At 70.1% G+C, this 22,958-nt stretch carries 21 protein-coding genes; 14 read left to right on the top strand and 7 right to left on the bottom strand.

The genetic code is table 11. From position 1 onward, the window contains the following. Nucleotides 1-20: 20 nt before the first annotated feature. Together AC0662_RS34250 and AC0662_RS34245 are read right to left on the bottom strand one after the other, a co-directional pair. Nucleotides 21-491: a pyridoxamine 5'-phosphate oxidase family protein gene (locus tag AC0662_RS34250; protein WP_478305854.1), complete on the bottom strand. Its 471-nt coding sequence runs from the start codon at nucleotides 489-491 to the stop codon at nucleotides 21-23. After that, on the bottom strand, nucleotides 491-1,084 hold the full coding sequence (locus AC0662_RS34245; protein WP_478305852.1) for a dihydrofolate reductase family protein: 594 nt from the start codon (nucleotides 1,082-1,084) through the stop codon (nucleotides 491-493). The genes AC0662_RS34250 and AC0662_RS34245 overlap by 1 nt, the downstream gene beginning before the upstream one ends. A 106-nt stretch (nucleotides 1,085-1,190) precedes the next feature. Between AC0662_RS34245 and AC0662_RS34240 the strand changes: the two genes are divergently transcribed. From AC0662_RS34240 to AC0662_RS34210, 7 genes are all read left to right on the top strand, one after another. Further along, nucleotides 1,191-3,773 (top strand): ATP-binding protein, encoded by a 2,583-nt coding sequence (locus tag AC0662_RS34240; RefSeq protein ID WP_478305850.1) that lies wholly within the window; start codon nucleotides 1,191-1,193, stop codon nucleotides 3,771-3,773. A gap of 48 nt (nucleotides 3,774-3,821) precedes the next feature. Then, nucleotides 3,822-5,024 carry a cysteine desulfurase family protein gene (locus tag AC0662_RS34235; protein ID WP_452201614.1) on the top strand — a complete coding sequence of 401 codons (1,203 nt, stop codon included), beginning with the start codon at nucleotides 3,822-3,824 and terminating at the stop codon, nucleotides 5,022-5,024. Then, a complete protein-coding gene (mnmA, locus tag AC0662_RS34230; RefSeq protein WP_452201612.1) occupies nucleotides 5,024-6,115 on the top strand; it encodes a tRNA 2-thiouridine(34) synthase MnmA in 1,092 nt (363 codons plus the stop codon). Before AC0662_RS34235 ends, mnmA begins: the two co-directional genes overlap by 1 nt. Continuing rightward, nucleotides 6,112-7,089: a uroporphyrinogen decarboxylase/cobalamine-independent methonine synthase family protein gene (locus AC0662_RS34225; protein WP_478305847.1), complete on the top strand. Its 978-nt coding sequence runs from the start codon at nucleotides 6,112-6,114 to the stop codon at nucleotides 7,087-7,089. The genes mnmA and AC0662_RS34225 overlap by 4 nt, the downstream gene beginning before the upstream one ends. A 35-nt stretch (nucleotides 7,090-7,124) precedes the next feature. Next, complete coding sequence (gene ligA, locus AC0662_RS34220) at nucleotides 7,125-9,230, top strand: NAD-dependent DNA ligase LigA (RefSeq protein WP_478305845.1); 2,106 nt, start codon at nucleotides 7,125-7,127, stop codon at nucleotides 9,228-9,230. A 107-nt stretch (nucleotides 9,231-9,337) separates the two neighbouring features. Further along, a complete protein-coding gene (locus AC0662_RS34215; RefSeq protein ID WP_478305843.1) occupies nucleotides 9,338-10,867 on the top strand; it encodes a hypothetical protein in 1,530 nt (509 codons plus the stop codon). 17 nt (nucleotides 10,868-10,884) lie between these two features. Continuing rightward, nucleotides 10,885-11,109 carry a hypothetical protein gene (locus AC0662_RS34210; RefSeq protein ID WP_452201604.1) on the top strand — a complete coding sequence of 75 codons (225 nt, stop codon included), beginning with the start codon at nucleotides 10,885-10,887 and terminating at the stop codon, nucleotides 11,107-11,109. A gap of 54 nt (nucleotides 11,110-11,163) precedes the next feature. Here the strand turns inward: AC0662_RS34210 and AC0662_RS34205 are convergent, their stop codons facing one another. Further along, nucleotides 11,164-11,808, bottom strand: a complete 645-nt coding sequence (locus AC0662_RS34205; protein WP_452201602.1) for an ACT domain-containing protein — start codon at nucleotides 11,806-11,808, stop codon at nucleotides 11,164-11,166. 200 nt (nucleotides 11,809-12,008) lie between these two features. Between AC0662_RS34205 and gatC the strand changes: the two genes are divergently transcribed. The 3 genes from gatC to gatB are packed head-to-tail and all read left to right on the top strand — an operon-like array spanning nucleotide 12,009 to nucleotide 15,308. Continuing rightward, nucleotides 12,009-12,305 (top strand): Asp-tRNA(Asn)/Glu-tRNA(Gln) amidotransferase subunit GatC, encoded by a 297-nt coding sequence (gene gatC / locus AC0662_RS34200; protein ID WP_329001584.1) that lies wholly within the window; start codon nucleotides 12,009-12,011, stop codon nucleotides 12,303-12,305. A gap of 1 nt (nucleotide 12,306) precedes the next feature. Further along, nucleotides 12,307-13,812, top strand: a complete 1,506-nt coding sequence (gene gatA, locus AC0662_RS34195) for an Asp-tRNA(Asn)/Glu-tRNA(Gln) amidotransferase subunit GatA (protein WP_478305841.1) — start codon at nucleotides 12,307-12,309, stop codon at nucleotides 13,810-13,812. Continuing rightward, nucleotides 13,809-15,308: an Asp-tRNA(Asn)/Glu-tRNA(Gln) amidotransferase subunit GatB gene (gene gatB, locus AC0662_RS34190; RefSeq protein WP_478305839.1), complete on the top strand. Its 1,500-nt coding sequence runs from the start codon at nucleotides 13,809-13,811 to the stop codon at nucleotides 15,306-15,308. The genes gatA and gatB overlap by 4 nt, the downstream gene beginning before the upstream one ends. Before the next feature lie 36 nt (nucleotides 15,309-15,344). Here gatB and AC0662_RS34185 read toward each other — a convergent pair whose 3' ends face one another. From AC0662_RS34185 to AC0662_RS34170, 4 genes are all read right to left on the bottom strand, one after another. Beyond that, nucleotides 15,345-15,887 (bottom strand): general stress protein, encoded by a 543-nt coding sequence (locus tag AC0662_RS34185; protein ID WP_478305837.1) that lies wholly within the window; start codon nucleotides 15,885-15,887, stop codon nucleotides 15,345-15,347. A gap of 73 nt (nucleotides 15,888-15,960) precedes the next feature. Continuing rightward, nucleotides 15,961-16,905 (bottom strand): PQQ-dependent sugar dehydrogenase, encoded by a 945-nt coding sequence (locus tag AC0662_RS34180; RefSeq protein ID WP_478305835.1) that lies wholly within the window; start codon nucleotides 16,903-16,905, stop codon nucleotides 15,961-15,963. Between the two features lie 311 nt (nucleotides 16,906-17,216). Next, nucleotides 17,217-18,503 (bottom strand): class I SAM-dependent methyltransferase, encoded by a 1,287-nt coding sequence (locus AC0662_RS34175; protein WP_478305833.1) that lies wholly within the window; start codon nucleotides 18,501-18,503, stop codon nucleotides 17,217-17,219. Beyond that, nucleotides 18,500-19,879 carry an FAD-binding oxidoreductase gene (locus AC0662_RS34170; protein ID WP_478305831.1) on the bottom strand — a complete coding sequence of 460 codons (1,380 nt, stop codon included), beginning with the start codon at nucleotides 19,877-19,879 and terminating at the stop codon, nucleotides 18,500-18,502. Before AC0662_RS34170 ends, AC0662_RS34175 begins: the two co-directional genes overlap by 4 nt. Before the next feature lie 76 nt (nucleotides 19,880-19,955). Here AC0662_RS34170 and AC0662_RS34165 point away from each other — a divergent pair, with 76 nt between their 5' ends. Genes AC0662_RS34165 through AC0662_RS34150 form a run of 4 tightly spaced genes read left to right on the top strand, consistent with a single transcriptional unit; the run spans nucleotide 19,956 to nucleotide 22,839 of the window. Next, a complete protein-coding gene (locus AC0662_RS34165) occupies nucleotides 19,956-20,888 on the top strand; it encodes a 2-hydroxyacid dehydrogenase (RefSeq protein WP_478305829.1) in 933 nt (310 codons plus the stop codon). Between the two features lie 14 nt (nucleotides 20,889-20,902). After that, entirely contained in the window at nucleotides 20,903-21,997 is a 1,095-nt protein-coding gene (locus AC0662_RS34160) for a WD40/YVTN/BNR-like repeat-containing protein (protein WP_452201586.1), read from the top strand. Continuing rightward, nucleotides 21,994-22,275 carry a ubiquitin-like small modifier protein 1 gene (locus AC0662_RS34155; RefSeq protein ID WP_452201584.1) on the top strand — a complete coding sequence of 94 codons (282 nt, stop codon included), beginning with the start codon at nucleotides 21,994-21,996 and terminating at the stop codon, nucleotides 22,273-22,275. Before AC0662_RS34160 ends, AC0662_RS34155 begins: the two co-directional genes overlap by 4 nt. An 18-nt stretch (nucleotides 22,276-22,293) precedes the next feature. Next, entirely contained in the window at nucleotides 22,294-22,839 is a 546-nt protein-coding gene (locus AC0662_RS34150) for an AAA family ATPase (RefSeq protein WP_478305827.1), read from the top strand. Nucleotides 22,840-22,958 lie beyond the last annotated feature (119 nt).

Raw genomic sequence — 22,958 nt, 5'->3', positions numbered from 1 at the left:
GATGGCGGGTCAGCGGGTCATCACGTCCACACCGGCCGCCGGCCGTCGATCCCCGTGCCGTAGTCCGGGTCGCTGCCGCGGACCAGCAACCAGTGCGCCGTGGCGCGGGCGCGGTACAGGCGCAGGTCGCTGAGCAACTCATCGGCGGAGTACGCGCGCAGCTCGGGATAGCGCGAGGCGTACAGGGTCGCGCACTCGTCCAGTTCGTCGTCGGGGACGAGGCCGGCCTCGGCGCGGAAGTACACCGCGGACGCGCCGCCGATCGGCACGCTCGAGTCGAAGATCGCGATGCTGACGGTCGACTGGTGCGCGAGGTTGCGGGAGTGCATTGCGTCCGGCGAGGACGCCCAGTAGAACGTGGTGTTGCCGTCTGGGGTGAAGTAGACCGGCGTGACCCAGGGCAGCCCGTCGGCGCCGACCGTGCCGAGGGTCAGGTGCTTGTTCGCGTCGACGACTGCCGCGGCGCGCCGGTCGAGAATCTCCTGTGACATCACGGCTCCTGACGGGTCACGGCGTACGTGAGGTGGGTCGCGTTCGGCGTACTCACGGCGTTTCGGAGGGCCAGGCGGATCGGTGTCAGTGTGGTGCGCTCGAACAGTGGGGTGCCATCGCCGAGCACGATCGGTGCGACGTGGACGCGCAGTTCGTCGACCAGTCCGGCGTACAGGTACTGCCTGCACAGGTGTCCGCCGCCCATGATCATCACGTCCTTCGGGCCGGCGGCGTCCCTAGCGAGCTTCAGGGCCGGCCGGATGCCGTCGGTGACGAACTCGAACCAGCCCTCCATCCGGACTCGGCTCGGCGGGTTCGATGTGACGACGAAGATCGCCGGCCGCTCAGCACTCGCGGCGTCCGCGTCCCAGCCCTGCGGACCGTCGATGACGTCGAACGTCCGTCGTCCCATCAGTACGGCGCCGATGTCGGTCATCGTCAGCGCGGACGCCGCCTGGTCCGCGGCGTCCTCGCCGGTCAGCCAGTCGTGCAGCGGTTCGCCGCCGATCCCGAGCCCGTGTGCGAGGTCCGCTCCTGGTCCGGTGACGAAACCGTCGAGCGACATCGTGATGTCGAGCAATACCTGTCCCATGGCCTTCTCCCTGTTCTGAGGTTGTGCCTCCACCTTCAGAGCCGGGACCACGCATCGGCATCCGTGGCGACCACGGAAGCACCACTGATCGCGCATGATGGGGCGCATGAACGGTCCGAAGGACGTGTCGGCGCGCGAGGCCGAAGTACTCGCGGCCCTCGCCGGGGACCGCTCGAACGCGCAGATCGCCCGTCGGCTGCACATCAGCGTCCGCACCGTCGAGAGCCACATCTCGTCGCTGCTCCGCAAGTACGGCGTCGCCGACCGGCATCAACTCGCCGCCCTCGCCGGTGCGCAACCAGAGGGCTTCAGTACGCCGACCGGTCCCGGTACGAGCTTCATCGGTCGCGAGCAGGACCGGGCCGACCTGGGCCGAGCACTCGGCAGCAATCGCCTCGTCAGCCTCCTCGGACCAGGCGGTGTCGGAAAGACCCGTCTCGCCCTGCGCGTGGCAGCCGATGTCGCGGACAGCTACCCGTACGGCGGTGCAGTGGTCGATCTGGTCCCAGTGCGTCCCGGCTTCGTCATCACGGCAGTCGCTGAAGCACTCCAGGTCAGTGAGCAACCACCGCAGTCCCCGGCGGACGCAGTGCTCGAACGACTCAGGCGCGGACGCACTCTGCTCGTGCTGGACAACTGCGAGCACCTCTTGGACGACGTGGCCGCGTTGGTGTCCCGCATCCTCTCTGAGGCGCCCGAGACCGCAGTACTGGCGACCAGTCGGGAGCGGCTCGGTGTGGCGGGGGAGCGGCCGGTGCAGCTCGGCCCGCTGGGCGAGGCGGTGCAGCTGTTTCGGGAACGTGCCGCGCTGGTCGCGCCGGAGGTGGCTGACGACGCTCACCTGGCAGCGAAGGTGTGCGCCGAGCTGGACGGCGTACCGCTGGCTATCGAGTTGGCTGCGGCGCGTGCCGGTTCACTGGGAGCTGATGGGTTGCTGGCCGCGCTGGACGATCGACTGCGGTTGTTGTCGGGTGGGCGGGGTGCTGACGACCGGCACAGCTCCCTGGCACGGGTGATGGGGTGGAGCTACGACCTGCTGGCTGAGGACGAGCGACACCTGTTCCGGCGGCTCGGTGTGTTCGTTGGTGGCTTCGACCTGACCGCTGCGGCCGGTGTGACGCCGGACAGCACCAAGAGCGAGCTGAGTGACCTCCTCGGTCGGCTGACCGACAAGAGCCTGCTCCACCGCAGCCAGCACGCCGGGACGAGCCGCTGGCGCATGCTCGAGACAGTGCGCGTCTTCGCCCTCGAACAGCTCGACGACGAGTACGACGAAGTCGCCGCACTGCATGTCGCGTGGGCCGACCGATCCGCCACTCGCCTGGAGCAACAACTGGAGAAGGGGCAGGACTGGCAGCAGGAGTTCGAGCTGCTCGCCCCGGACCTCCGAGCGGCCGGCGGCGCCACCCGCGCGCTTGCCCGCAAGCTCGCCCACCTGACCTTCGCCCGCAGGCGATTCCTCGAAGCACACGACCACTACCTCACCGCCGCCGCGCGCGCGACCAACGCCACCGAGCTGTACGACGACCTGCGCGACGCGGCCGACGCGACCGAGGTGATCGCAGACGGCACCGAGTCGTACCACCTGATGCTCCGAGCCGCCGAGCGCGCGGCAGCCGAAGGCAACGAGGCAGTACGGCGGGAAGCGCTGGCGACCGCTGTGATGATCGTGAACCGCTACGAGGTCGCCGTACCGCCTCCGGCTGATGGTGGTGAGAGCCTGCTCGCCGGGGACACCGCAGCGGTACAAGTCGCTCGGGCGTGGGTCCATCGATTCGACCTCGGACTGGCCGAGGCGGCGGTGGCGGCGGCTCGGGAGTCGGGCGATCCGTTAATGGTCATGAACGCGCTCGATGTCTACGGGACGGCAGTCGGTGGGGCCGGACGGTTCCGCGACGCGCGGATCGCGGCCGAGGAGCGGCTGGTGCTGGCCGAGACGTTGCCCGAGCACGATCCGCGGGCCGTCGCGGAGATCGTGGACGCGTTCCACGTCGCCTCGACCACCGCGGTCGCGGTCGGCGACGTGGCCGAGGCGGTGCGGCTGGCGCGATTGACAGTGGATCCCGCGCAGTCGCAACCGTTCATCACGGCACCACGGAAGGTCCGGGCGTTCGCGCTCGCGGGGCTGTTCGACGAGGCGATCGCGACGGCGGATGCGATGTGGTCCGGGTGGCGCGCCGCCGGTTGCCCGCCGCACGCCTGGATGGCGTCGGGCGCGTCCTGCGCGGCGCTCGCCCACGGATTGCTCGGGACCGGGCTCGATGAGGTCTGGCAGGCGCGGGCGCTGGAGATGGCGCGGGTGTCCGACGCCGCGGACGCGCCCAGCCTGGCGGCCAACGCAGCGTTCGTCGCGGCTCGGCTCGCCCTCCATCAGGACCCGGGCAAAGCCGACCGAGCCGTCGAGCGGGCCTTCGCGCCGTTCCCGGAGCCGTGGTGGGAAGGGTACGCACGGGCCGCGGGGGCAGAACTGGCCGTCGTTGCCGGTCACCCGGACGCCGCCGACTACCTCGAGCAGGCAGCGCGAGGTGCCGCCGAGAACGCCTGGGTGGACGCGGCGGTACGGCGCGGCCGGGGTCGGCTGACGAGGGACCAGAAGCTGCTGCAGGACGCGGCCGAGCGGTTCGAGACGCTCGGAGCGCGGTTCGAGCACCAGGTCACGCTCAGGGTCACCGTCGATCTCTGCAGGTGAGTCCCGAGGAGCGGGAACAACGGCGGCGGACATACCCTTGAAGTCGTTATGGCTACTTCCGACCGTCGCACGGTGTACCTGGACCACGCGGCGACGACCCCGATGCTCCCGGCCGCGATCGAGGCGATGACCCATCACCTCGCGCGCACCGGCAACGCGTCGTCCCTGCACGGCTCCGGCCGCTGCGCCCGGCGGACGGTCGAGGAGGCGCGTGAGTCGATCGCGGCAGGCCTGGGGGCGCAGCCGAGCGAGGTCGTGTTCACCTCCGGCGGCACCGAGGCCGACAACCTCGCGCTGAAGGGGCTGTGGTGGGCCCGGCTGGCCGCGGACCCGCGGCGCCGCCGGATCCTGCTGAGCGGTATCGAGCACCACGCGGTCCTCGACCCGGCGATCTGGCTCGCCCAGCACGAGAAGGCCGAGATCGAGTGGCTGCCGGTCGACGAGCTCGGCCGGGTCGCTCCGGACGACGTCCGCCGGGCCATCGAGAGCGACCCGGAGTCCGTGTCGTTCGTCACACTGATGATGGCGAACAACGAGGTCGGCACGCTCCAGCCGGTCCGCGAGATCGCCGCGATCGCGCAGGAGTACGGCGTACCCGTGCACACCGATGCTGTGCAGGCGATCGGGCAGGTGCCGGTGGACTTCGGTGAGCTGGGTGTGGACGCGATGACGTTGTCGGCGCACAAGCTCGGCGGTCCGTACGGGATCGGGGCGCTGGTCGTGCACAAGGAGACCAAGCTGACGCCGATCCTGCACGGTGGGGGACAGGAGCGCGACGTCCGCTCCGGCACGCTGGACGTGCCCGCGACGGCCGGTTTCGCGGTCGCGGCCGAGCACGCGATCAAGCACCAGGCGGACGAGGCGCCGCGGCTCGCCGAGCTGCGCGACGCGCTGATCCACGGCATCACCGGCACGATCGAAGGCGCGCAGCTGTCGGGCGACCCGACCGGCCGCTTGCCCGGTAACGCACACTTGTCCTTCAGCGGCTGCGAGGGCGACTCGCTGTTGCTGCTGCTCGACGCGCGCGGGATCGAGGTCTCGACCGGGTCCGCGTGCAACGCCGGGGTCGCCGAGCCGAGCCACGTCCTGCTGGCGATGGGGTACGACGACCAGCGGGCCCGCGGCTCGCTCCGGTTCACCCTCGGGCACACGAGTACGCGCGCCGACGTCGACGCCGTACTGGAGAACATCGGGCCGGTCGTGGAGCGGGCGAAGTCCGCCGGCCTGCAGAACGTGGGAAGGAACAGCTGATGCGGGTACTCGCCGCTATGTCCGGCGGGGTCGACTCGGCGGTCGCGGCCGCTCGGATGGCCGAGGCCGGGCACGACGTGACCGGGGTGCACCTGGCACTCAGCCGGAACCCGCAGTCGTACCGCAGCGGCGCGCGCGGCTGCTGCACGATCGAGGACTCCCGCGACGCCCGCCGCGCCGCGGACGTGATCGGCATCCCGTTCTACGTCTGGGACCTGGCCGAGCGCTTCCACGCCGACGTGGTCGAGGACTTCGTCAGCGAGTACGCCGCCGGCCGCACGCCGAACCCGTGCCTGCGCTGCAACGAGAAGGTCAAGTTCAGCGCCGTCCTGGAGCGTGCTCTCGCGCTCGGCTTCGACGCGGTCGCGACCGGGCACTACGCGCGGATCGTCGACTTGGACGACGGGTCGCGGGAGCTGCACCGGGCGGTCGACCCGGCGAAGGACCAGTCGTACGTGCTCGGCGTACTGACCCAGCAGCAGCTCGCGCACGCGTTCTTCCCGCTCGGGGACACGGTCAAGACCGAGATCCGCGAGGAGGCCGCCCGGCGCGGGCTGTCGGTGGCGGCCAAGCCGGACAGCCACGACATCTGCTTCATTGCCGACGGCAACACCGCCGGGTTCCTCGGCGCGCAGCTCGGGGAGGCGCCGGGTGACATCGTCGATGCGCAGGGCAACAAGCTCGGCGAGCACCAGGGCACGCACGGCTTCACCATCGGTCAGCGCAAGGGTCTGCGGATCGGTACGCCGGCCGCGGACGGCAAGCCGCGGTTCGTCCTGGACATCTCGCCGGTCGACCGGACCGTGACGGTCGGGTCCCGCGAGGAGCTCGCCGTCGAGCGCCTGACCGCCTCGAAGCCGCGGTGGTGCGGCCCGGCGCCGACCGAGGAACTGCAGGTGAAGGCGCAGCTGCGCGCCCACGGCGAGGAGGTGGCCGTCACCGCCCGCGTCGAGGACGACCAGGTCGAGGTGACCTTTACCGAGCCGACCTCCGCCGTCGCCCCCGGCCAGGCAGTCGTCCTGTACGACGGCACCCGCGTGATCGGCTCCGCCACCATCGACACCGTCCAGCGCGTCACCGCTGCCGTATGACGACAACCGGTCTGGGATCCGTCCCCGGCGACGACATTCGTGAGTGGATGCGCGCCGTCCTCGAGTTGGTCGACATCCCGTTCCTGCCGGAGCTTCCGGCGCGCCCGTACGGCGACATGCTGAGCCGGACCGTCGCCGTACTGACCGAACTGGCCGCGGATCTGCAGCCGGTCGGGTGGCGGTTGACCGGTGGCGGGGACGCGCGCGCCAGTCTGGACCAGCGGCGCGCCCGGGCCTTGCTGAAGGAAGACCTGGACGTGCTCGAGGAGTACGGCGACGGGTACGAGGGACCGCTGAAGGTACAGGTCACCGGGCCGTGGACGCTCGCGGCGGCGATCGAGCGGCCGCGCGGCGACAAGGTGCTCGCGGACTACGGTGCGCGGCGTGATCTGGCGCAGGCGCTGGCGGACGGCGTACAGCAGCATGTCGCCGAGATCCGAAAGCGGGTTCCCGGCGCGGAAGTCGTGCTGCAGGTGGATGAGCCGGGGCTGCCCGCTGTCCTTGCCGGGGCTGTGCCGACGGCGTCGGGTTGGGGCAAACATCGGTCTGTGGACGGCCCGGGCGCTGTCGAGTTGCTGAGTTTGTTCACCGGGGACGCGCCGACAGTTGTGCACTGCTGTGCCGCGCGGCCGCCGATCGAGGTCTTCACGAAGGCCGGCGCGGCCGGCGTCGCCGTCGATGTGTCGTTGCTGAACACGGCGGCGTGGGACCAGATCGCTGCCGCGGTGGAGTCCGGCACATCGCTCTACGCGGGGCTGGTGGCGACCACAGGCGCCGTACCCGATCCCCGGAAGGCGGCCGAGCCGTTGGTTCGGCGGTGGCGGGAGCTCGGTCTCGACCCGGAGCTGATGAAGCGGATCGTCATCACGCCCGCGTGCGGACTCGCTGCCGCTCCGTCACCGGCCGATGCCAGAGCGCGATTGAAGGTCCTCCGGGACATCGTCGACGTGGTCGGCGAAGCGGCCGACGCCTGAGCGGAATTGTCGGCGCGCGGCGGTAAATTCTCCTCATGAGCACGGAGGAGACAGCTGCGCCGGCGGAGGTTCTGGAGCGTCACGCGGCGCTGAGCAAGGAGATCGAGGACCACCGCGCGCGGTATTACCTGGCCACCCCGATCATCTCGGACGGCGACTTCGACGCGCTGATGCACCAGCTGCAGGCGCTCGAGGAGCAGTACCCCGAGCTCCGGACGCCGGATTCGCCCACCCAGAAGGTCGGCGCGCCGATCTCCACCCTCTTCACCCCGGTCGACCACCCGCAGCGGATGGAGAGCCTCGGCAACGCGTTCTCCGCGGAGCAGATGGAGGCCTGGGCCAAGCGGCTGGAGCGGGAGGTGACGGTCCAGCAGATCCACGACAGCGGGTTCCTGTGCGAGCTCAAGGTCGACGGCCTCGCCCTCGACCTGGTGTACGAGAACGGCAAGCTGGTCAGCGGCGCGACCCGCGGCGACGGCCGCACCGGCGAGGATGTCACGCCCAACGTCCGCACGATCAAGAGCATCCCGAACGAGCTGGACGGCACGGACCTCCCGTCCTTCCTGGAGGTCCGCGGCGAGGTCTACTTCCGCGTCGAGGACTTCGAGGAGCTCAACGCCCAGCTCGTCGAGGCCGGCAAGGACGTCTTCTCCAACCCACGCAACAGCGCCGCCGGATCGCTGCGCCAGAAGGACCCGCGGGTGTCGGCCAGCCGCCCGCTGCGGTTCGTCGTGCACGGCCTCGGCAAGGTGGAGGGCCACCACATCGGCCGGCTCTCCGAGGCGTACGAGCAGCTGAAGGCGTGGGGCCTGCCTACCAGCGACCGCGCCCGCCGGGTCGGCACCCTCGACGAGGTCAACGACTTCATCGCGTACTACGGCGAGAACCGGCACTCGGTCGACCACGAGATCGACGGCGTCGTGGTGAAGGTCGACGAGGTGGACCTGCAACGCGCCCTCGGCTCGACGTCTAGCGCGCCGCGCTGGGCGATCGCGTTCAAGTACCCGCCGGAAGAGGTCAACACCAAGCTCATCGAGATCGAGGTGAACGTCGGCCGCACCGGCCGGGTCACCCCGTTCGCGCACATGGAGCCGGTCCGCGTCGCGGGGTCGACGGTCGAGTACGCGACGCTCCACAACGCCAAGGAAGTCGCCCGCAAGGACGTCCGCCCCGGCGACACCGTCGTACTGCGGAAGGCGGGGGACGTCATCCCGGAGGTGCTCGGGCCGGTCGTCGACCTGCGTCCCAAGGACCTGCCGGCCTGGGAGATGCCGACGCATTGCCCCTGGTGCAACACCAAGCTGGCGCCGGCGAAGGAATCCGACGTCGACATCCGCTGCCCGAACTCGCAGTACTGCCAGGGCCAGCTGCGGGAGCGGTTGTTCTATCTGGCGGGGCGGTCCGCGTTCGACATCGAGGGGCTCGGGTTCAAGGCTGCCGATGCGCTGATCAGCGGTGGACTGCTCGCGGACGAGGGTGACCTGTTCGCGCTCACCGAGGAGAAGCTGGCCGAGAGCGCCTTCTTCACCACCAAGGCAGGCGCGTTGTCGGCGAACGCGCGCAAACTGCTCGCGAACCTCGAGGAGGCCAAGGCCAAACCGCTGTCCCGGGTGATGGTGGCGCTGTCGATCCGGCACGTCGGCCCGACCGCGGCGGCCGCGCTGACCGAGGTGTTCGACAACATTGACGACGTCCGGGCCGCGAGCGAGCAGCAGTTGGCCGAGATCGAGGGTGTCGGGCCGACCATCGCGCAGGCGATGATCGAGTGGTTCCAGGTGCCGTGGCACCAGGCGATCGTGGACAAGTGGCAGGCGTCCGGCGTGGTGATGCGCGAAGAGCGCACCGGCCCGACGCTCCCGCAGACGCTGACCGGGCAGTCGGTCGTGGTCACCGGGACGGTCGAGGGGTTCAGCCGGGACGAGGCGACCGAGGCGATCGTCGGGCGCGGCGGGAAGGTCGCGAGCTCGGTGTCGAAGAAGACGTCCTTCGTGGTCGTGGGGGATTCGCCGGGGTCGAAGTACGACAAGGCGGTCCAGCTCGGCGTACCGATCCTGGACGCGGCCGGGTTCCGGGTGCTGCTCGACGACGGCGCGGAGGCGGCGGCCGCGGTGGCGACCACGCCGGCGCCTGAGGCGACCTGACGCGACCGGACAAATCGAAGCATTTCCAACCCGACGGATCCGACGGCCGACCTGAGCCGTCGGACTGTTAACTTTGCACGTCGGAACGTGGGTTAAAAGGAGCAAATATGACGACGCCGCCGCAGGGACCGTGGGGTCCTGGGCAGCCGGGGGGCCAGCCAGGCGGGCAGCACGGGGGACAGGGCGGCCAGCAGCCGCCACAACAAGGTGGTGGCTGGGGACAGCAGCCACCGGGCCAGGGCGGGTGGGGCCAACGCCCCCAGCAGCCCCAGCAGCCCTCACAGCAGCCCCCGCAGCAGGGACAGCCCGCGCAGCAGCCTCAGCAAGGTCAGCCGCCGCGCCAGGGCCAGCCCCCGCAGCAGGGTGGCGGCTGGGGACAGCAGCCTGGGCGCCAGCAGGACCAGCCCGGCCATCAGCAGCCCAGTCAGCAGCAGCCTGGTCAGCAGGGTCAGCCCGGAGGTGGTTGGGGTCAGTCGCAGCAGCAGGGCGGCGGCGCCTACCAGCAGCAGTCGTGGGGCCAGCGCTCGCAGCAGCAACAGCAGAGCGGTTGGCACCAGCAGCAGGGCGGACAGCCCGGGCAGCCGCAGTGGCAGCCGGGTGATTCGGGCGGCGGCTCCAAGGGGCCGGGCGGGATCAGCAAGGAGAAGCTGCCGCTGATCGTCGGCGGCGGTGTCGTCGGCCTCGTGGTGATCGGCCTGCTGATCTTCCTCGGCGTGCGCTTCCTCGGCGGCGACGACACCCCGGAATCGAACCCGACCACCACCGCGCAGCCGACCGGCGGCGGCAGCCCGACCACCGGCACCAACCAGAACGGTGAGCTCGGCAACGCGACCGGTCAGGCCAAGTCCGCGACCGACAGGCTGCAGAGCAACGGTTTCGGCTGTAGTGACCTGTTCAACACCGGCCAGGGCGCGCACCGCGGCTGCTTCAAGTACGACGGCACCACGGAGGCGGAGGCGGTCTTCCAGTTCAAGCCGGACGGCACCATCATCGCGGTGCGGTTCAAGTCGGCGAACGAGGACAACCTGAACAACGCCAAGGTCGTCTTCGACCAGGTCCTGCAGGCGGTCGGCAACGACACGTTCGGCGGCGACCAGGTGAAGAAGGTCCAGGACGCGGTCACGACCGGACAGAAGTCGCAGAAGGTCGGCAGCACCTGGGGCGAGTTCGAGTTGCGCAACGACGGCGACGCGCTCGAGCTGTCCGGCGGCAAGTCCGGTGAGGACTCGCTGGACCTCCCGCAAAAGACCTTCGACACCACCGAGGCGCAGCTGGTCGCGGCGCTGAAGACGAAGCAGTACGTCTGCACGAGCTCCTGCACCAAGGAGATCGGCAAGTACGGCTCCCAGCGGGTGTACATGTACGCCAGCGAGGGCGAGGGCATCAAGCACATCCAGGTGAGCGCCTCCGGCGACGCCGGGGACGCCAAGAAGGCCCTCACCGCCGGGCTGAACGACACGTTCGGTGTCCTCAAGGGCGGCGATGTCGCGGCGCTGAAGGCGTACGTCCAGGCGCACAGTGACGGGAAGCCGTACGCTTCTTATGTCGCCGGTTGGCGGGTCACGATCAGCGGGACCAGCTCGGACAGCTACTCCTCCCAGCAGGTCGAGATCAAGTACGAGTCGTTCTACGTCTGAGTGGGCACGGAGGCTGGATGAAGTTCCCCCGGGAGAAGCGGGACTCACGGACGGTGGCCAGCCCACCGCCGGAGGCCCTGAAGCGTGTCGACGGTGGTGGGGCCTGGGGCCCCACCCAGTTCGACCTCCCGGACAAGAACGGCAGTAACAGCCAGGCGATCCTGATCGTCGTCCTGGTCGGCGTCGTGATCCTGCTGATCATCGCCGCCCTCTGGCTCCTGGCCTACTTCCAGTTCACGTAAGAGTTCACGTAAAAACGCCCCCGCTCGACGAGCGGGGGCGTTTTTCGGTTCAGCTCACGAAGTAGCGCGGATCGTCACGGCCAGTGACGCCAGGTACGACAGCCGGGCGACCTCGGAGCCGAGGAACTCGGGACCGCCCCGGCGACCGATGACCAGGACCCGGCGCTCGGACTCCAGTGGTGCGGCGACCAGCACCGACTCCGCGAGTCCCTTGTGGTCCGGGGCCTCGAGGGTGCTCGCCTTCTCCATCGGCAGCCAGCGGTCCGCCACCTCGCCGAACTCCGGCGTCGCGCTCGTCTCCAGCGCGACCTTCACCTCGCTGCCGGTGCCGTCGAGCAGCGCGGCCCAGTCCGCGTGCAGCACGGCCGGCGCCTGCTCGACCAGGAGATCGATCGCTTCGGACGGAGCCGACGTCATCTGCTCGACGGCTTCCAGGTCCATGTGCAGTCCGCCACCGGCGCCGTACCGCGAGAACCAGATGACCTCGACGTCCGGTACGCCGTTGCACGCGGAGACCAGGCGGTCGGGCAGCACGCCCGGCGGCAGGTCGACCACGATGTCGTCGACGGCGGTGCCGTTCTCACGCCGGTGCTCGACGATCTCGATGGCGTGGATGTCGGCGTTCACCTCGCCGAGCGCGGTCGCGACGACGCCCAGCGAACCCGGTTTGTCGGGGATGATCAAGCGCAGCAGGAACACCGAACGATCATCTCCCAGCCAAGCACCATGCGCGTAACGCCCTGTCGCCGCCCATGTTACAGAGCGGTAGGTGGGACACGCCCGGGCCTCCGATAGGTGAACTGCGCAGGGGGTGGGAAATCCCGCTTCCGCAGCCCACTAAGCTGACGTCAGTCATGTGTCGACATGACTTACGTCAGCCTCTGCACTTGGGACAGTACATGCCATCGATTACCCGCGAAGAGGTCGCGCACCTGGCGCGACTGGCGCGGATCGAGCTCTCCGACGACGAGCTCGACCACCTTGCGCCGCAGCTCGACCAGATCATCGGACTGGTCGGCCAGGTCAGCCAGGTGGCGGCGGACGACATTCCGCCGACCTCGCACGCCCTGCCGCTGACCAACGTGATGCGCGCGGACGAGAACGTCCCGTGCCTGACGCCCGAGCAGGCGCTCTCCGGCGCGCCTGCGCAGGAGGGGCAGCGCTTCCGGGTGCCGCGGATCCTGGAGGAGGACTGACATGTCTGATCTGACCAGGAAGACCGCGGCCGAGCTCTCGGAGCTGATGACGTCCGGGCAGGCCAGTTCGGTGGAGATCACCCAGGCCCACCTGGACCGGATCGCCGCCGTCGACGGCGACGTCCGCGCGTTCCTGCACGTCGACACCGACGGTGCGCTCGCGCAGGCCAAGGCGGTCGACGAGAAGCGGGCCGCGGGCGAGCAGCTGTCCCCGCTGGCCGGCGTACCGCTGGCGCTGAAGGACGTGCTCACCCAGGAGGGTGTGCCGACCACGGCCGGCTCGAAGATCCTCGAGGGCTGGAAGCCGCCGTACGACGCGACCGTCGTGCAGCGTCTGAAGGCGGCCGGGATCGTGATTCTCGGCAAGACCAACATGGACGAGTTCGCGATGGGTTCCTCCACCGAGAACTCGGCGTACGGCACCACCCACAACCCGTGGGACCTGAGCCGGATCCCGGGTGGTTCCGGCGGCGGTTCGTCCGCGGCCATCGCGGCGTACGAGGCGCCGCTCGCGATCGGCACCGACACCGGTGGCTCGATCCGGCAGCCGGGTGCGTTCACCGGCACGGTCGGGGTCAAGCCGACGTACGGCGGCACCTCGCGGTACGGGCTGATCGCGCTGGCGTCCTCGCTGGACACGCCCGGTCCGTGTGCGCGGACGACACTCGACGCGGCGCTGCTGCACGAGGTGATCGCCGGCCACGACCCGATGGACTCGACCTCGATCAACCAGCCGGTGCCGGCCGTCGTCGAGGCCGCCCGGAACGGTGACGTCGCCGGTCTGCGGATCGGTGTCGTGAAGGAGCTCGGTGGCGAGGGCTACCAGCCGGGTGTCGAGGCCCGCTTCCACGAGGCGGTCGAGCTGCTCACCAAGCTCGGCGCCGAGGTGGTCGAGGTCTCCTGCCCGCACTTCGAGTACGCGCTGCCGGCGTACTACCTGATCCTGCCGAGCGAGGCCTCGTCCAACCTGGCCAAGTTCGACGCGATGCGGTACGGCCTGCGGGTCGGCGACGACGGCACGAACAGCGCCGAGACGGTGACCAGCCTGACCCGCGAGGCGGGCTTCGGCGCCGAGGTGAAGCGCCGCATCATCCTCGGGACGCACGCGCTCTCCAGCGGGTACTACGACGCGTACTACGGCCAGGCGCAGAAGGTGCGGACGCTGATCGCCCGCGACTTCGCCAGCGCCTACGAGCAGGTCGACGTGCTGGTTTCGCCGGCCACGCCGACGACCGCGTTCGCGATCGGTGACCGGATCGACGACCCGATCGCGATGTACAAGAACGACCTCTGCACGATCCCGTCCAACCTGGCCGGCAACGCGGCCGCGTCGTTCCCGTGCGGCCTGGCCGACGAGGACAACCTGCCGGTCGGCTTCCACGTGATGGCGCCGGTGATGCGCGACGACCTGCTGTACAAGGTCGGCGGCGCGCTCGAGGCCGCGCTGGCCGAGCAGTGGGGCGGCGTACTGATGACCAAGGCTCCGGAGCTGGAGGTGACCCGATGACCGTTGCAGACGTTCTCGAGATCGACGACGCGCTGGCGCAGTACGACCCGGTGATGGGCCTCGAGGTCCACGTCGAGCTGAACACGAAGTCGAAGATGTTCTGCGGCTGCCCGACCGAGTTCGGCGCGCCGCCGAACACGCAGACCTGCCCGGTCTGCCTCGGTCTGCCCGGCGCGCTGCCGGTGGTGAACGCGCGCGGCGTCGAGTCCGCGATCAAGATCGGCCTGGCGCTGAACTGCGAGATCGCCGAGTGGTGCCGGTTCGCCCGGAAGAACTACTTCTACCCGGACATGCCGAAGAACTTCCAGACCTCGCAGTACGACGAGCCGATCGCGTTCAACGGCTGGACCGAGGTCGTCGTCGACGGCGAGACGTACCGGATCGAGATCGAGCGCGCGCACATGGAGGAGGACACCGGCAAGTCCACCCACATCGGTGGCGCGACCGGCCGGATCCACGGCGCCTCGCACTCGCTGGTCGACTACAACCGGGCCGGGATCCCGCTGATCGAGATCGTCACGAAGACGATCGAGGTCCCGCCGGCCAAGGCCGCCGCCGTCGCCCGAGCGTACGTGAGCATGCTGCGCGACCTGCTGCTGTCGCTGGACGTCTCGGACGTCCGGATGGACCAGGGCTCGCTGCGCTGCGACGCGAACGTGTCGCTGAAGCCGCACGGTACGACGGCCCTCGGCACCCGCACCGAGACCAAGAACGTGAACTCGTTCCGCTCGGTCGAGCGCGCGATCACCTACGAGATCACCCGGCAGGCGGCGATCCTGTCGACCGGCGGGAAGATCCTGCAGGAGACCCGGCACTGGCACGAGGACACCGGCATCACCACGTCCGGCCGGGAGAAGTCCGACGCCGACGACTACCGGTACTTCCCGGAGCCCGACCTGGTCCCGGTCGCCCCGTCCCGCGCATGGGTCGAGGAACTCCGCGCGACCCTGCCCGAGGCTCCTTCGGTACGCCGGGCGCGGCTGCAGGAGGACTGGGGTTTCACCGATCTCGAGATGCGCGACGTGATCAACGGCAACGCGCTCGAGCCGATCGTGGCGACCGTCGAGCTCGGCGTCACCCCGGCGGCCGCGAAGAAGTGGTGGCTCGGTGAGCTGGCCCGCTCGGCGAACGAGTCGGGTCAGGAGCTCGACGCGCTCGGCGTCGGCCCGGCGCAGGTCGCCGAGGTGCAGAAGCTGGTCGACGACGGCACGCTGAACGACAAGCTCGCCCGGCAGGTCTTCGAAGGACTGCTCGCCGGGGAGGGCACGCCGACGGAGATCATCGAGAAGCGTGGCCTGGCGCTGGTGTCCGACGACTCGGCGCTGATCGAGGCGATCGACCGCGCGATCGCGGCCAACCCGGACGTGGTCGAGAAGGTCAACTCCGGGAAGCCGGCCGCCGCAGGTGCGCTGATCGGCGCGGTGATGAAGGACATGCGCGGCCAGGCCGACGCCGCCAAGGTCCGCCAGCTCCTGAACGAGAAGCTGGGTATCTGACGCTGAACTGGGGGTGCCGCACTGGCACCCCCAGGCTCAGGCCGCGTCGCGGTGTTCCTGTGCCGGCTGCTCGGAGTGGGGAGCGTCCGCGATGACCTCGCGCTCGAGCCGGCCGTCGTCCAGGTCGGCCGCGTCCGCGAGCAACGTCTGCGCCACGGCCAGTTCGTCGGCCGGGCAGCGGACCTCGTACCGCGTCGGGTGGATCTCGGTACTCACCAGGTCCGGGCGGTTGCGGACGAGGCCCCGGAACAGACCCCACAGCGTCCCGACGATGAGGCCGTAGACGAAGCCCCAGACCACGACGGCCAGGCCGTTCAGGGTGGTCTCGGCGACCAGGGTGACGAAGACGGCGGTGAGGATCCCGAGCAGGGCGCCCTGCAACGCACCCGTCGCGGTCATCCGCACGACCGGCACCGCTCTGCGTCTGCTCGCCTGCCGGAGACCGGCGCCGACGACCTCCAGACTCGTCGCGTCCATCCCGTAGCTTCTCAGGTAGTCGACCGTTCGCTGAGCATCCTCGTACCTGCTCACCGATGCGATCACGTTGCTGGGGACGCCAGACGCCTGGCCGGTCGGCATGCCGATCTCCTCCTCAGGTCATGGGTTTCTTCAACAAGTACCAGACGCTGCCGGAGCCGAAACGGTTGACTGCTCAGGACGTGCTGATCGTCACCCGGAGGATCCGGTCGTCGCCGTCGCGGGGCTGACCGCGGCCGTCGGTGTTGGACGTGGTGACCCACAAGGAGCCGTCCGGCGCGACCTCCACCGTGCGCAAACGCCCGTACCGGTTGGTGAAGAACGCCTGCGGCTCGCCGACTCGTTTGCCGTTGGCAACGGGTATCGCCCAGAGCCGCTGGCCGCGCAAGCCCGCCATGAAGATGTACCCGCGCGCGAACGCGATCCCCGACGGTGAGGCCTCCGACGTGGGCCACTGGGCGATCGGGTCGGTCATCCCGTCCAGGTGGCTGATGCCCTCGGCGGCGGGCCAGCCGTAGTTCGCGCGGGGGGTGATCGCGTTCAGCTCGTCCCAGGTGTTCTGCCCGAACTCCGCGGCGTACAGCTGGTTGCCGTCGAACGCGAGGCCTTGGACGTTGCGGTGGCCCTTGGTGATCCAGATCCGGCCGTCCGGGTTCCCGGGGGCGGCCTTGCCGTCGGTGGTGATCCGCAGGATCTTCCCGCCGAGCGAGTTGTCGTCCTGCGAGTTCGGCCGATCCGAGCCGTCGCCCGTTCCGGCGTACAGGTACCCGTCCGGTCCGAAGCGCAGCCGCCCGCCGTTGTGGATCGCCGCCTCCGGGATCCCGTCGAGGATCACCTGCTGGTCGGAGAGCTTCCCGTCCTGGTAGGTGATGCGCGCGATCCGGTTGTCGTCGCCGCTGGAGTAGTACGCGTAGATGTACGGCTTCCCCGGATACCCCGGATCCACCGCCAGCCCCAGCAACCCACCCTCGGACGACGACTTCACGCCGTCCACGGTGCCGACATCGGTCACCCGGCCGTTGACGATCCGCTTGATCGCACCGGCATCCCGCTCCGCCACCAAGGCACTCTTGTCCGGCAGGAACGCCAACCCCCACGGCACCTGAATCCCCGTCGCCACGGTCGACGCCACCGTCAACGCAAGCGTCCCGGCCGGCGCCGCCGTACCCGAAGCCGCCGGCGCCGAAGACGACCCCGACCTACTCGGCGTCGCCTCCGAACACCCACTAACCAACGCCAACGCAGCCACCACCACAGCAGCCCTCCCGCGCACGCCGGCCTCCCTCCACTCGCTCTGGCCCCCAAACTAGCGCCCCGGCGAAGTACCGAAGAACGGGTAGTGGTGGCCCTGGCGGACCGGATCTGAGCCGGCGACGGGCGTGGGCGGCGGCGTGCAAGCCACCCACTACCCGTCCTTCGGTACGCAGTTCATCAGCTGCCCCAGGTGGGACGGAGGGGGAAGTGGGAGTTGCCGCGGTCGTCTGGCTTCACCGCGAGGACCTGGTGGAGTTGGATGGTGTTGTGTTCGAAGCCGGCTCGGCTGGCGGCCAGGTAGAGGCCCCAGATCTTGGCGGTGGCCGGGCCTACCTCGGCGACGGCCTCGTCCCAGTGGGCTACCAGGTTGTCGTTCCAGGCGGCCAGGGTGAGGGCGTAGTGCTCGCGGAGGTTCTCCTCGTGGCGGACCTCGAAGCCGGCGTCCTGGGCCTCGGAGATGATCCGGCCGGAGCCGATCAGCTCGCCGTCGGGGAAGATGTAGCGGTCGATGAACGCGCCGGTGTGCCGGAAGTGGTTGTCCGGCCGCGTGATGCAGTGGTTCAACAGCCGGCCGCCGGGCTTCAGCCGGTCGTGCAGGAAGCTGAAGTACGACGGGTAGTTGCGCACCCCGATGTGTTCGGTCAGGCCGATCGAGCTCACCGCGTCGAAGTCCCGCTCGGGGACGTCGCGGTAGTCCAGGTACCGCACCTCGGCCAGGTCCTCCAGGCCTTCGGCCTTGATCGCCGCGTTCGCCCACTCGGCCTGCGCCGCGGACAGGGTGACGCCGAGCGCCTGGACGCCGTACTCGCGGGCCGCGTGCCGGACCATGCCGCCCCAGCCGCAGCCGACGTCGAGCAGCCGCATCCCGGGCTGCAGGTCGAGTTTCCGCGCGACCAGGTCGTACTTCTCGAACTGCGCCTCCTCCAGCGTCGCGTCCAGCGACGGGTACACGGCGCAGGTGTAGGTCATCGACGGCCCCAGCACCCACTCGTAGAACGTGTTCGACACGTCGTAGTGGTGGTGGATCGCCGACCGGTCCCGCGCCTTCGAGTGCCGCAGCCCCTCGAACGTACGGCGCCACTTCGGCAGGTGCTCCTGTGGCGGGGGCGGCGGCGGCTTCAGGTGACTCCAGCCGAGCCCGCGGAGGATGCGCAGCGCCTCGGCCGCCTTCGGCCGCTGGAGGTGGAACTCGTCGAGGATCAGCCGCATCAGCTGGTACGGGTCGCCGGGGTGGACGCCGGTGATCTCCAGGTCACCCATCACGTACGCGCGGACCATCCCGAGATCACCCGGCGCGGTGAGGATGTAGGACAGCCCACGCTCGGTGGCCAGGTGCAGATGGATCGGCGAGTCGTCGGGGCCGGCCGCACTGCCGTCGTACGCCGTGAACCGGAACGGCAGGCCGCCCGGGAGCACGGTCGTGAGGGCTTCGGCGATCGAAACCTGGGTCGCAAGCGTCGTCATCGGCGCGTCACCACCTTTTCGTAGAGCCCGGTGAGCCGGGCGTTCGGGTCGTACCGTTGTTTCACCGTGGTCAGGGCCGGCACGTTGTAGAGCCGGTCGAAGGTCTCTCGGTCGTAGTAGGCGTCGGAGTACAGCGATTTGTGGCCGCCGAAGTCTGCGACGGCCTGCTCGATCCGGCGGTTCACGTCGCCGTCCGCATCACCGGGGGCGATCGGCACGGTGCCCCAGAAGCCGACGTTCACGTAGATCTCGCCGGGCCGCAGCGGGTACAGCGGCCAGGACTCGGATCCGCGCAGGCGCAGCGGGCACAGCCAGACCGGGCGCATCCCGACATTGGCGTCGAACCAGCGGAGGAACCCGGCCAGCTCGCCGACCGGGATCTCCACGTCCTGGACCACCCGCTCGCGGTCCGGCCGGCCGCGCCTGCGGTTGAGGCGGGCCGCGATCTGGTGCCGGTTCTCGAAGCCGACGATCTTGTGGAACACGTCGCTGCGCCGCCAGCGCCGAGGCCACAGGCGCCGTACCACCGGCTGCTGTGCGCCGAAGGCGGCCGAGCACCAGAACCAGTCGGTGTCCCAGCGCCAAAGGTAGTCGTGCGCGGTGAGGACGTCCTTCGGTCGTTGCCGGATCGAGCGGTAGTAGATCTGCCGGCCGGTGTAGTCGCTGGTCCGGGCCGCGGCGTCGCTGTTCCGCCCGAGCGTGAGATAGGCCTCGGACGGGCTGAACGCGACCCCGTCGACGAAGTGCACCGGCTCGCCCCCGTAGGTGCCGTCAGCAACGATGGCGGTGATCGCCGTAGCCAGGTCGTCGAGCCCGACGCGGACGTGCCTCAGGGCGACGTACGGCGAGATCCGGTCGAGCTCGATCCGCAGCCGGGTCGCGTACCCGAGGGTGCCGTACGAGTTCGGGAACATCCGGAACAGGTCCGCGTGCTCGCCGGTCGGCCGGGCGGTGACGACCTCGCCGGCGCCGGTGAGGATGTCGAGCTCGAGCACGGACTCGTGCGGCAGGCCGGCCCGGAACGACGTCGACTCGATCCCGAGCCCGGTCACCGCGCCGCCGAGCGTGATCGTCTTCAGCTGCGGCACGACCATCGGCGTCAACCCGTGCGGCAGGGTCGCCGCGACCAGGTCCTCGTAGGTGCACATGCCCTGGACATCGGCGGTCCGGGCGGCCGGGTCGACGCTGATCACGCCGGTGAGCTTCGACACGTCCAGCCCTGGGCTGTCGATCTCGGCTCGCGGGCGGAACAGGTTCGAACTGCGCTTCGCCAGCCGGACCGGCTCACCCTGCGGGATGCGTTCGTACGAATCCCGTAGCCGCCCGACGGCCTGATCGTGTGCGACCGTCGCTGCCACATCCGATGTCGAAGGCACCGATCCATGCTACGACGGTGCCCGCGCTGTGGCACGGGAGTTCACACTGTCCGGCGGGCCGAGTAGGTTCGTGGTCATGGCTGATGTGGTGAAGACATGGCTGCCGTGGGAGGACCCGAACGCGTTCCTCGGCGGCGTCCCGGACGGGTTCGACGTGGACTTCTATTCCGGTGCGGAGCGGCCGAAGTCGCTCGACGAGGTGGAGTTCTACGTGCCCAGTTACATGGGCGGCGGGGACGTGTTCGACGTCATCCGGGAGATGCCTTCGCTGAAGGTCGTGCAGCTGCAGACGGCCGGGTTCGAGCACGCCCAGTCGCGGATCGCCGACGGGGTGACCTTGTGCAACGCGCGCGGCGTGCACGACGCGTCCACGGCCGAGCTGGCGGTCGGGCTGATCCTGGCGTCGTACCGGCGGCTGCCGCGGGCCGTCCGTGACCAGGAGAAGGAGATCTGGCCGTCGTCGTACGACGAGGTCGACGACTCACTTGCGGACCGGACGGTGCTGATTCTCGGGTACGGCGCGATCGGCGAGGCGCTCGAGCGGCGGCTGAGCGGTTTCGAGTGCGAGGTGATCCGGGTCGCGCGGCGCGCGCGGGACGGCGTACACCCGATCTCGGAGCTGCCGGAGTTGTTGCCGCGCGCGGACGTCGTGGTGCTGCTGACCCCGGCGACTCCGGAGACCAAGCGGATGGTGGACGCGAGTTTCCTGGCCCGGTTGAAGGACGGTGCGCTGCTGGTGAATGTCGCGCGCGGTGTCGTGGTGGACACCGACGCGTTGCTGGCCGAGCTCGGGACCCGCCGGATCAGCGCCGCGCTGGACGTCACGGATCCTGAGCCGTTGCCCACCGGACACCCGCTGTGGTCTGCTCCGAACGTACTGATCAATCCGCACCGGGGCGGTGCCTCGACGGCGTTCGCGCCGCGGGTGGCCCGGCTGGTGCGCGCGCAGCTGCAGCGCTACGCGTCCGGGGAGCCGTTGATCAATGTGGTGGCGGGGCCGCCACGGTAGGAGGAGGGACGACGATGTCCGAGGCCGTGCTGCTGATCGGGACCAAGAAGGGGCTCTGGATCGGCCGGAGCGACGCGGGCCGCCGCGAGTGGCGGCTCGACGGTCCGGTGCCGGAGTTCGAGATGCAGAGTGTGTACGCCGTGGGCGTCGACACCCGCGGCGACCGGCCGCGCCTGTTCGTCGGCGGCACCAGTGAGCACTGGGGTCCGGCGGTCTTCCACTCCGATGACGTCGGCGCGACCTGGGCCGAGCCGCCGGAGGGCTCGATCGGGTTCCCCGCCGACGCCGGCGCGTCGCTCGAGCGGGTCTGGCAGATCCAGCCCGCGCCGGCCGCTCAGCCCGGTGTCGTGTACGCCGGGACGCAGCCGTCGGCGTTGTGGAAGTCGACCGACGGGGGAGTGACGTTCGAGCTCGTCCGCGGGCTCTGGGACCACCCGCACCGGTCCGAGTGGGGAGCCGGGTTCGGCGGCCAGGCCGTGCACACGGTCCTGCCGCACCCGACCGATCCGGAGCGGATGAGTGTCGCGATGTCGACCGGCGGCGTGTACCGGACCGCGGACGGCGGCCGGACGTGGGAGCCGGCGAACCAGGGCATCCAGGCGAAGTTCTTCCCCGACCCGTATCCGGAGTTCGGCCAGTGCGTCCACAAGCTGGCCGCGCATCCCGACGTACCGGAGCGGATGTTCGCGCAGAACCACCACGGGGTGTACCGGTCGGACGACGGTGGCGCGATCTGGAAGTCGATCGCGGACGGCCTGCCGTCGGACTTCGGGTTCCCGATCGTCGTGCACCCGCACGAGCCGGAGACCGTGTACGTGTTCCCGCTGGTCGCGGACGCGAACCGGATCCCGACCGAGGCGAAGTGCCGGGTCTACCGCTCGCGTGACGCCGGGTCCACCTGGGAGCCGCTGTCCGCCGGGCTGCCCGCCGTGTCCTACGTGCCGGTCCTCCGCGACGCGATGACCACCGACACCGCGGACCCAGCCGGCGTGTACGTCGGGACGCGGGACGGCTGTGTCTACGCGAGCGCCGACGCCGGCGACAGCTGGGTCGAGGTCGCGCGGCATCTTCCCGACGTACTGACAGTGCGGGCCGCGGTGCTGGGATGATCGCTGTCCGGCTGCCCACGGTCCTGCGGCCGTTCGCCGGCGGGGTCGACTGCGTGCAGGTCGAGGTCGACGGTGCACCGACCGTCGGCGCGGTGTTCAGCGCACTCGAGGCCGCGCACCCGGCGCTCCGCCGGCGCCTCACCGACGAGCAGGGCGCGGTCCGCCGGCACGTGAACATCTACCTCGGCAACGACAACATCCGCGACCTCTCCGGCCTCCACACCCCGCTGTCCGAAGGGGACGAGCTCCTGATACTCCCGAGCGTCGCCGGCGGATAACCCGTAGCGTCGGTCGGCATGAGCACCGTCCTCCTGCTGACCGGCCCGTCGGGTTCGGGCAAGACGACCATCGCCCGGCTCGTCGCCACCGACGCGCCGCGGCCGACGATGCACCTGACCACCGACGAGTACTACCGCGGCATCCGCACCGGCTTCATCGCGCCGTACCTGCCGGGATCCCAGCGGCAGAACGAGGTCGTGGTCGACGCGATCGTCGCGACGGTCGCGGTCTATGCCCGCGGCGGCTACGACGTGGTGGTCGACGGGATCATCGGGCCGTGGTTCCTGCAGCCGTTCCGGGACGCGGCCGCGGCCGGCGGCTGGACGATGTCGTACGTCGTTCTGCGCGCGGACCTCGGGACGACGCTGCAGCGTGGGCAGGCCCGGCCCGAGCCCGAGCTGACCGACGCTGACGCGCTGACCGGTTTGCACGGCGCGTTCGCGCATCTTGGCGCTCTGGAGCGACATGCGCTCGACACGACGCGGCTCGGCGTACCGGAGACTGCTGCGGAGGTTCGGGAAGCCGTTGCTTCGGGCTCCCATCGGCTGAGCGCCAGCGGCTGAGGACACGCTGTCACCATCCGCGGCGGGGGGTTGTGGGCCCGGACCGGGCAGACCTACATTCGCCGGTGGGGGCCGACGGCTGGGCCGTCACCTGGGGGGTGCCCGGGGGAGGGGCGCCC

Source organism: Kribbella sp. NPDC043289, from assembly GCF_056436705.1.
This window is presented reverse-complemented; position numbering and strand designations above follow the sequence as displayed.

What these genes read in the sequence shown, in the direction of transcription:
- ligA (WP_478305845.1), top strand. Translation starts at nt 7,125, where the DNA reads ATGAGCACGGAGGAGACAGCTGCGCCGGCGGAGGTTCTGGAGCGTCAC.
- mnmA (WP_452201612.1), top strand. Translation starts at nt 5,024, where the DNA reads ATGCGGGTACTCGCCGCTATGTCCGGCGGGGTCGACTCGGCGGTCGCG.
- AC0662_RS34155 (WP_452201584.1), top strand. Translation starts at nt 21,994, where the DNA reads ATGATCGCTGTCCGGCTGCCCACGGTCCTGCGGCCGTTCGCCGGCGGG.
- gatA (WP_478305841.1), top strand. Translation starts at nt 12,307, where the DNA reads ATGTCTGATCTGACCAGGAAGACCGCGGCCGAGCTCTCGGAGCTGATG.
- AC0662_RS34150 (WP_478305827.1), top strand. Translation starts at nt 22,294, where the DNA reads ATGAGCACCGTCCTCCTGCTGACCGGCCCGTCGGGTTCGGGCAAGACG.
- AC0662_RS34210 (WP_452201604.1), top strand. Translation starts at nt 10,885, where the DNA reads ATGAAGTTCCCCCGGGAGAAGCGGGACTCACGGACGGTGGCCAGCCCA.
- gatC (WP_329001584.1), top strand. Translation starts at nt 12,009, where the DNA reads ATGCCATCGATTACCCGCGAAGAGGTCGCGCACCTGGCGCGACTGGCG.
- AC0662_RS34250 (WP_478305854.1), bottom strand. Translation starts at nt 491, where the DNA reads ATGTCACAGGAGATTCTCGACCGGCGCGCCGCGGCAGTCGTCGACGCG.
- AC0662_RS34185 (WP_478305837.1), bottom strand. Translation starts at nt 15,887, where the DNA reads ATGCCGACCGGCCAGGCGTCTGGCGTCCCCAGCAACGTGATCGCATCG.
- AC0662_RS34245 (WP_478305852.1), bottom strand. Translation starts at nt 1,084, where the DNA reads ATGGGACAGGTATTGCTCGACATCACGATGTCGCTCGACGGTTTCGTC.
- AC0662_RS34215 (WP_478305843.1), top strand. Translation starts at nt 9,338, where the DNA reads ATGACGACGCCGCCGCAGGGACCGTGGGGTCCTGGGCAGCCGGGGGGC.
- AC0662_RS34240 (WP_478305850.1), top strand. Translation starts at nt 1,191, where the DNA reads ATGAACGGTCCGAAGGACGTGTCGGCGCGCGAGGCCGAAGTACTCGCG.
- AC0662_RS34235 (WP_452201614.1), top strand. Translation starts at nt 3,822, where the DNA reads ATGGCTACTTCCGACCGTCGCACGGTGTACCTGGACCACGCGGCGACG.
- gatB (WP_478305839.1), top strand. Translation starts at nt 13,809, where the DNA reads ATGACCGTTGCAGACGTTCTCGAGATCGACGACGCGCTGGCGCAGTAC.
- AC0662_RS34165 (WP_478305829.1), top strand. Translation starts at nt 19,956, where the DNA reads ATGGCTGATGTGGTGAAGACATGGCTGCCGTGGGAGGACCCGAACGCG.
- AC0662_RS34175 (WP_478305833.1), bottom strand. Translation starts at nt 18,503, where the DNA reads ATGACGACGCTTGCGACCCAGGTTTCGATCGCCGAAGCCCTCACGACC.
- AC0662_RS34225 (WP_478305847.1), top strand. Translation starts at nt 6,112, where the DNA reads ATGACGACAACCGGTCTGGGATCCGTCCCCGGCGACGACATTCGTGAG.
- AC0662_RS34160 (WP_452201586.1), top strand. Translation starts at nt 20,903, where the DNA reads ATGTCCGAGGCCGTGCTGCTGATCGGGACCAAGAAGGGGCTCTGGATC.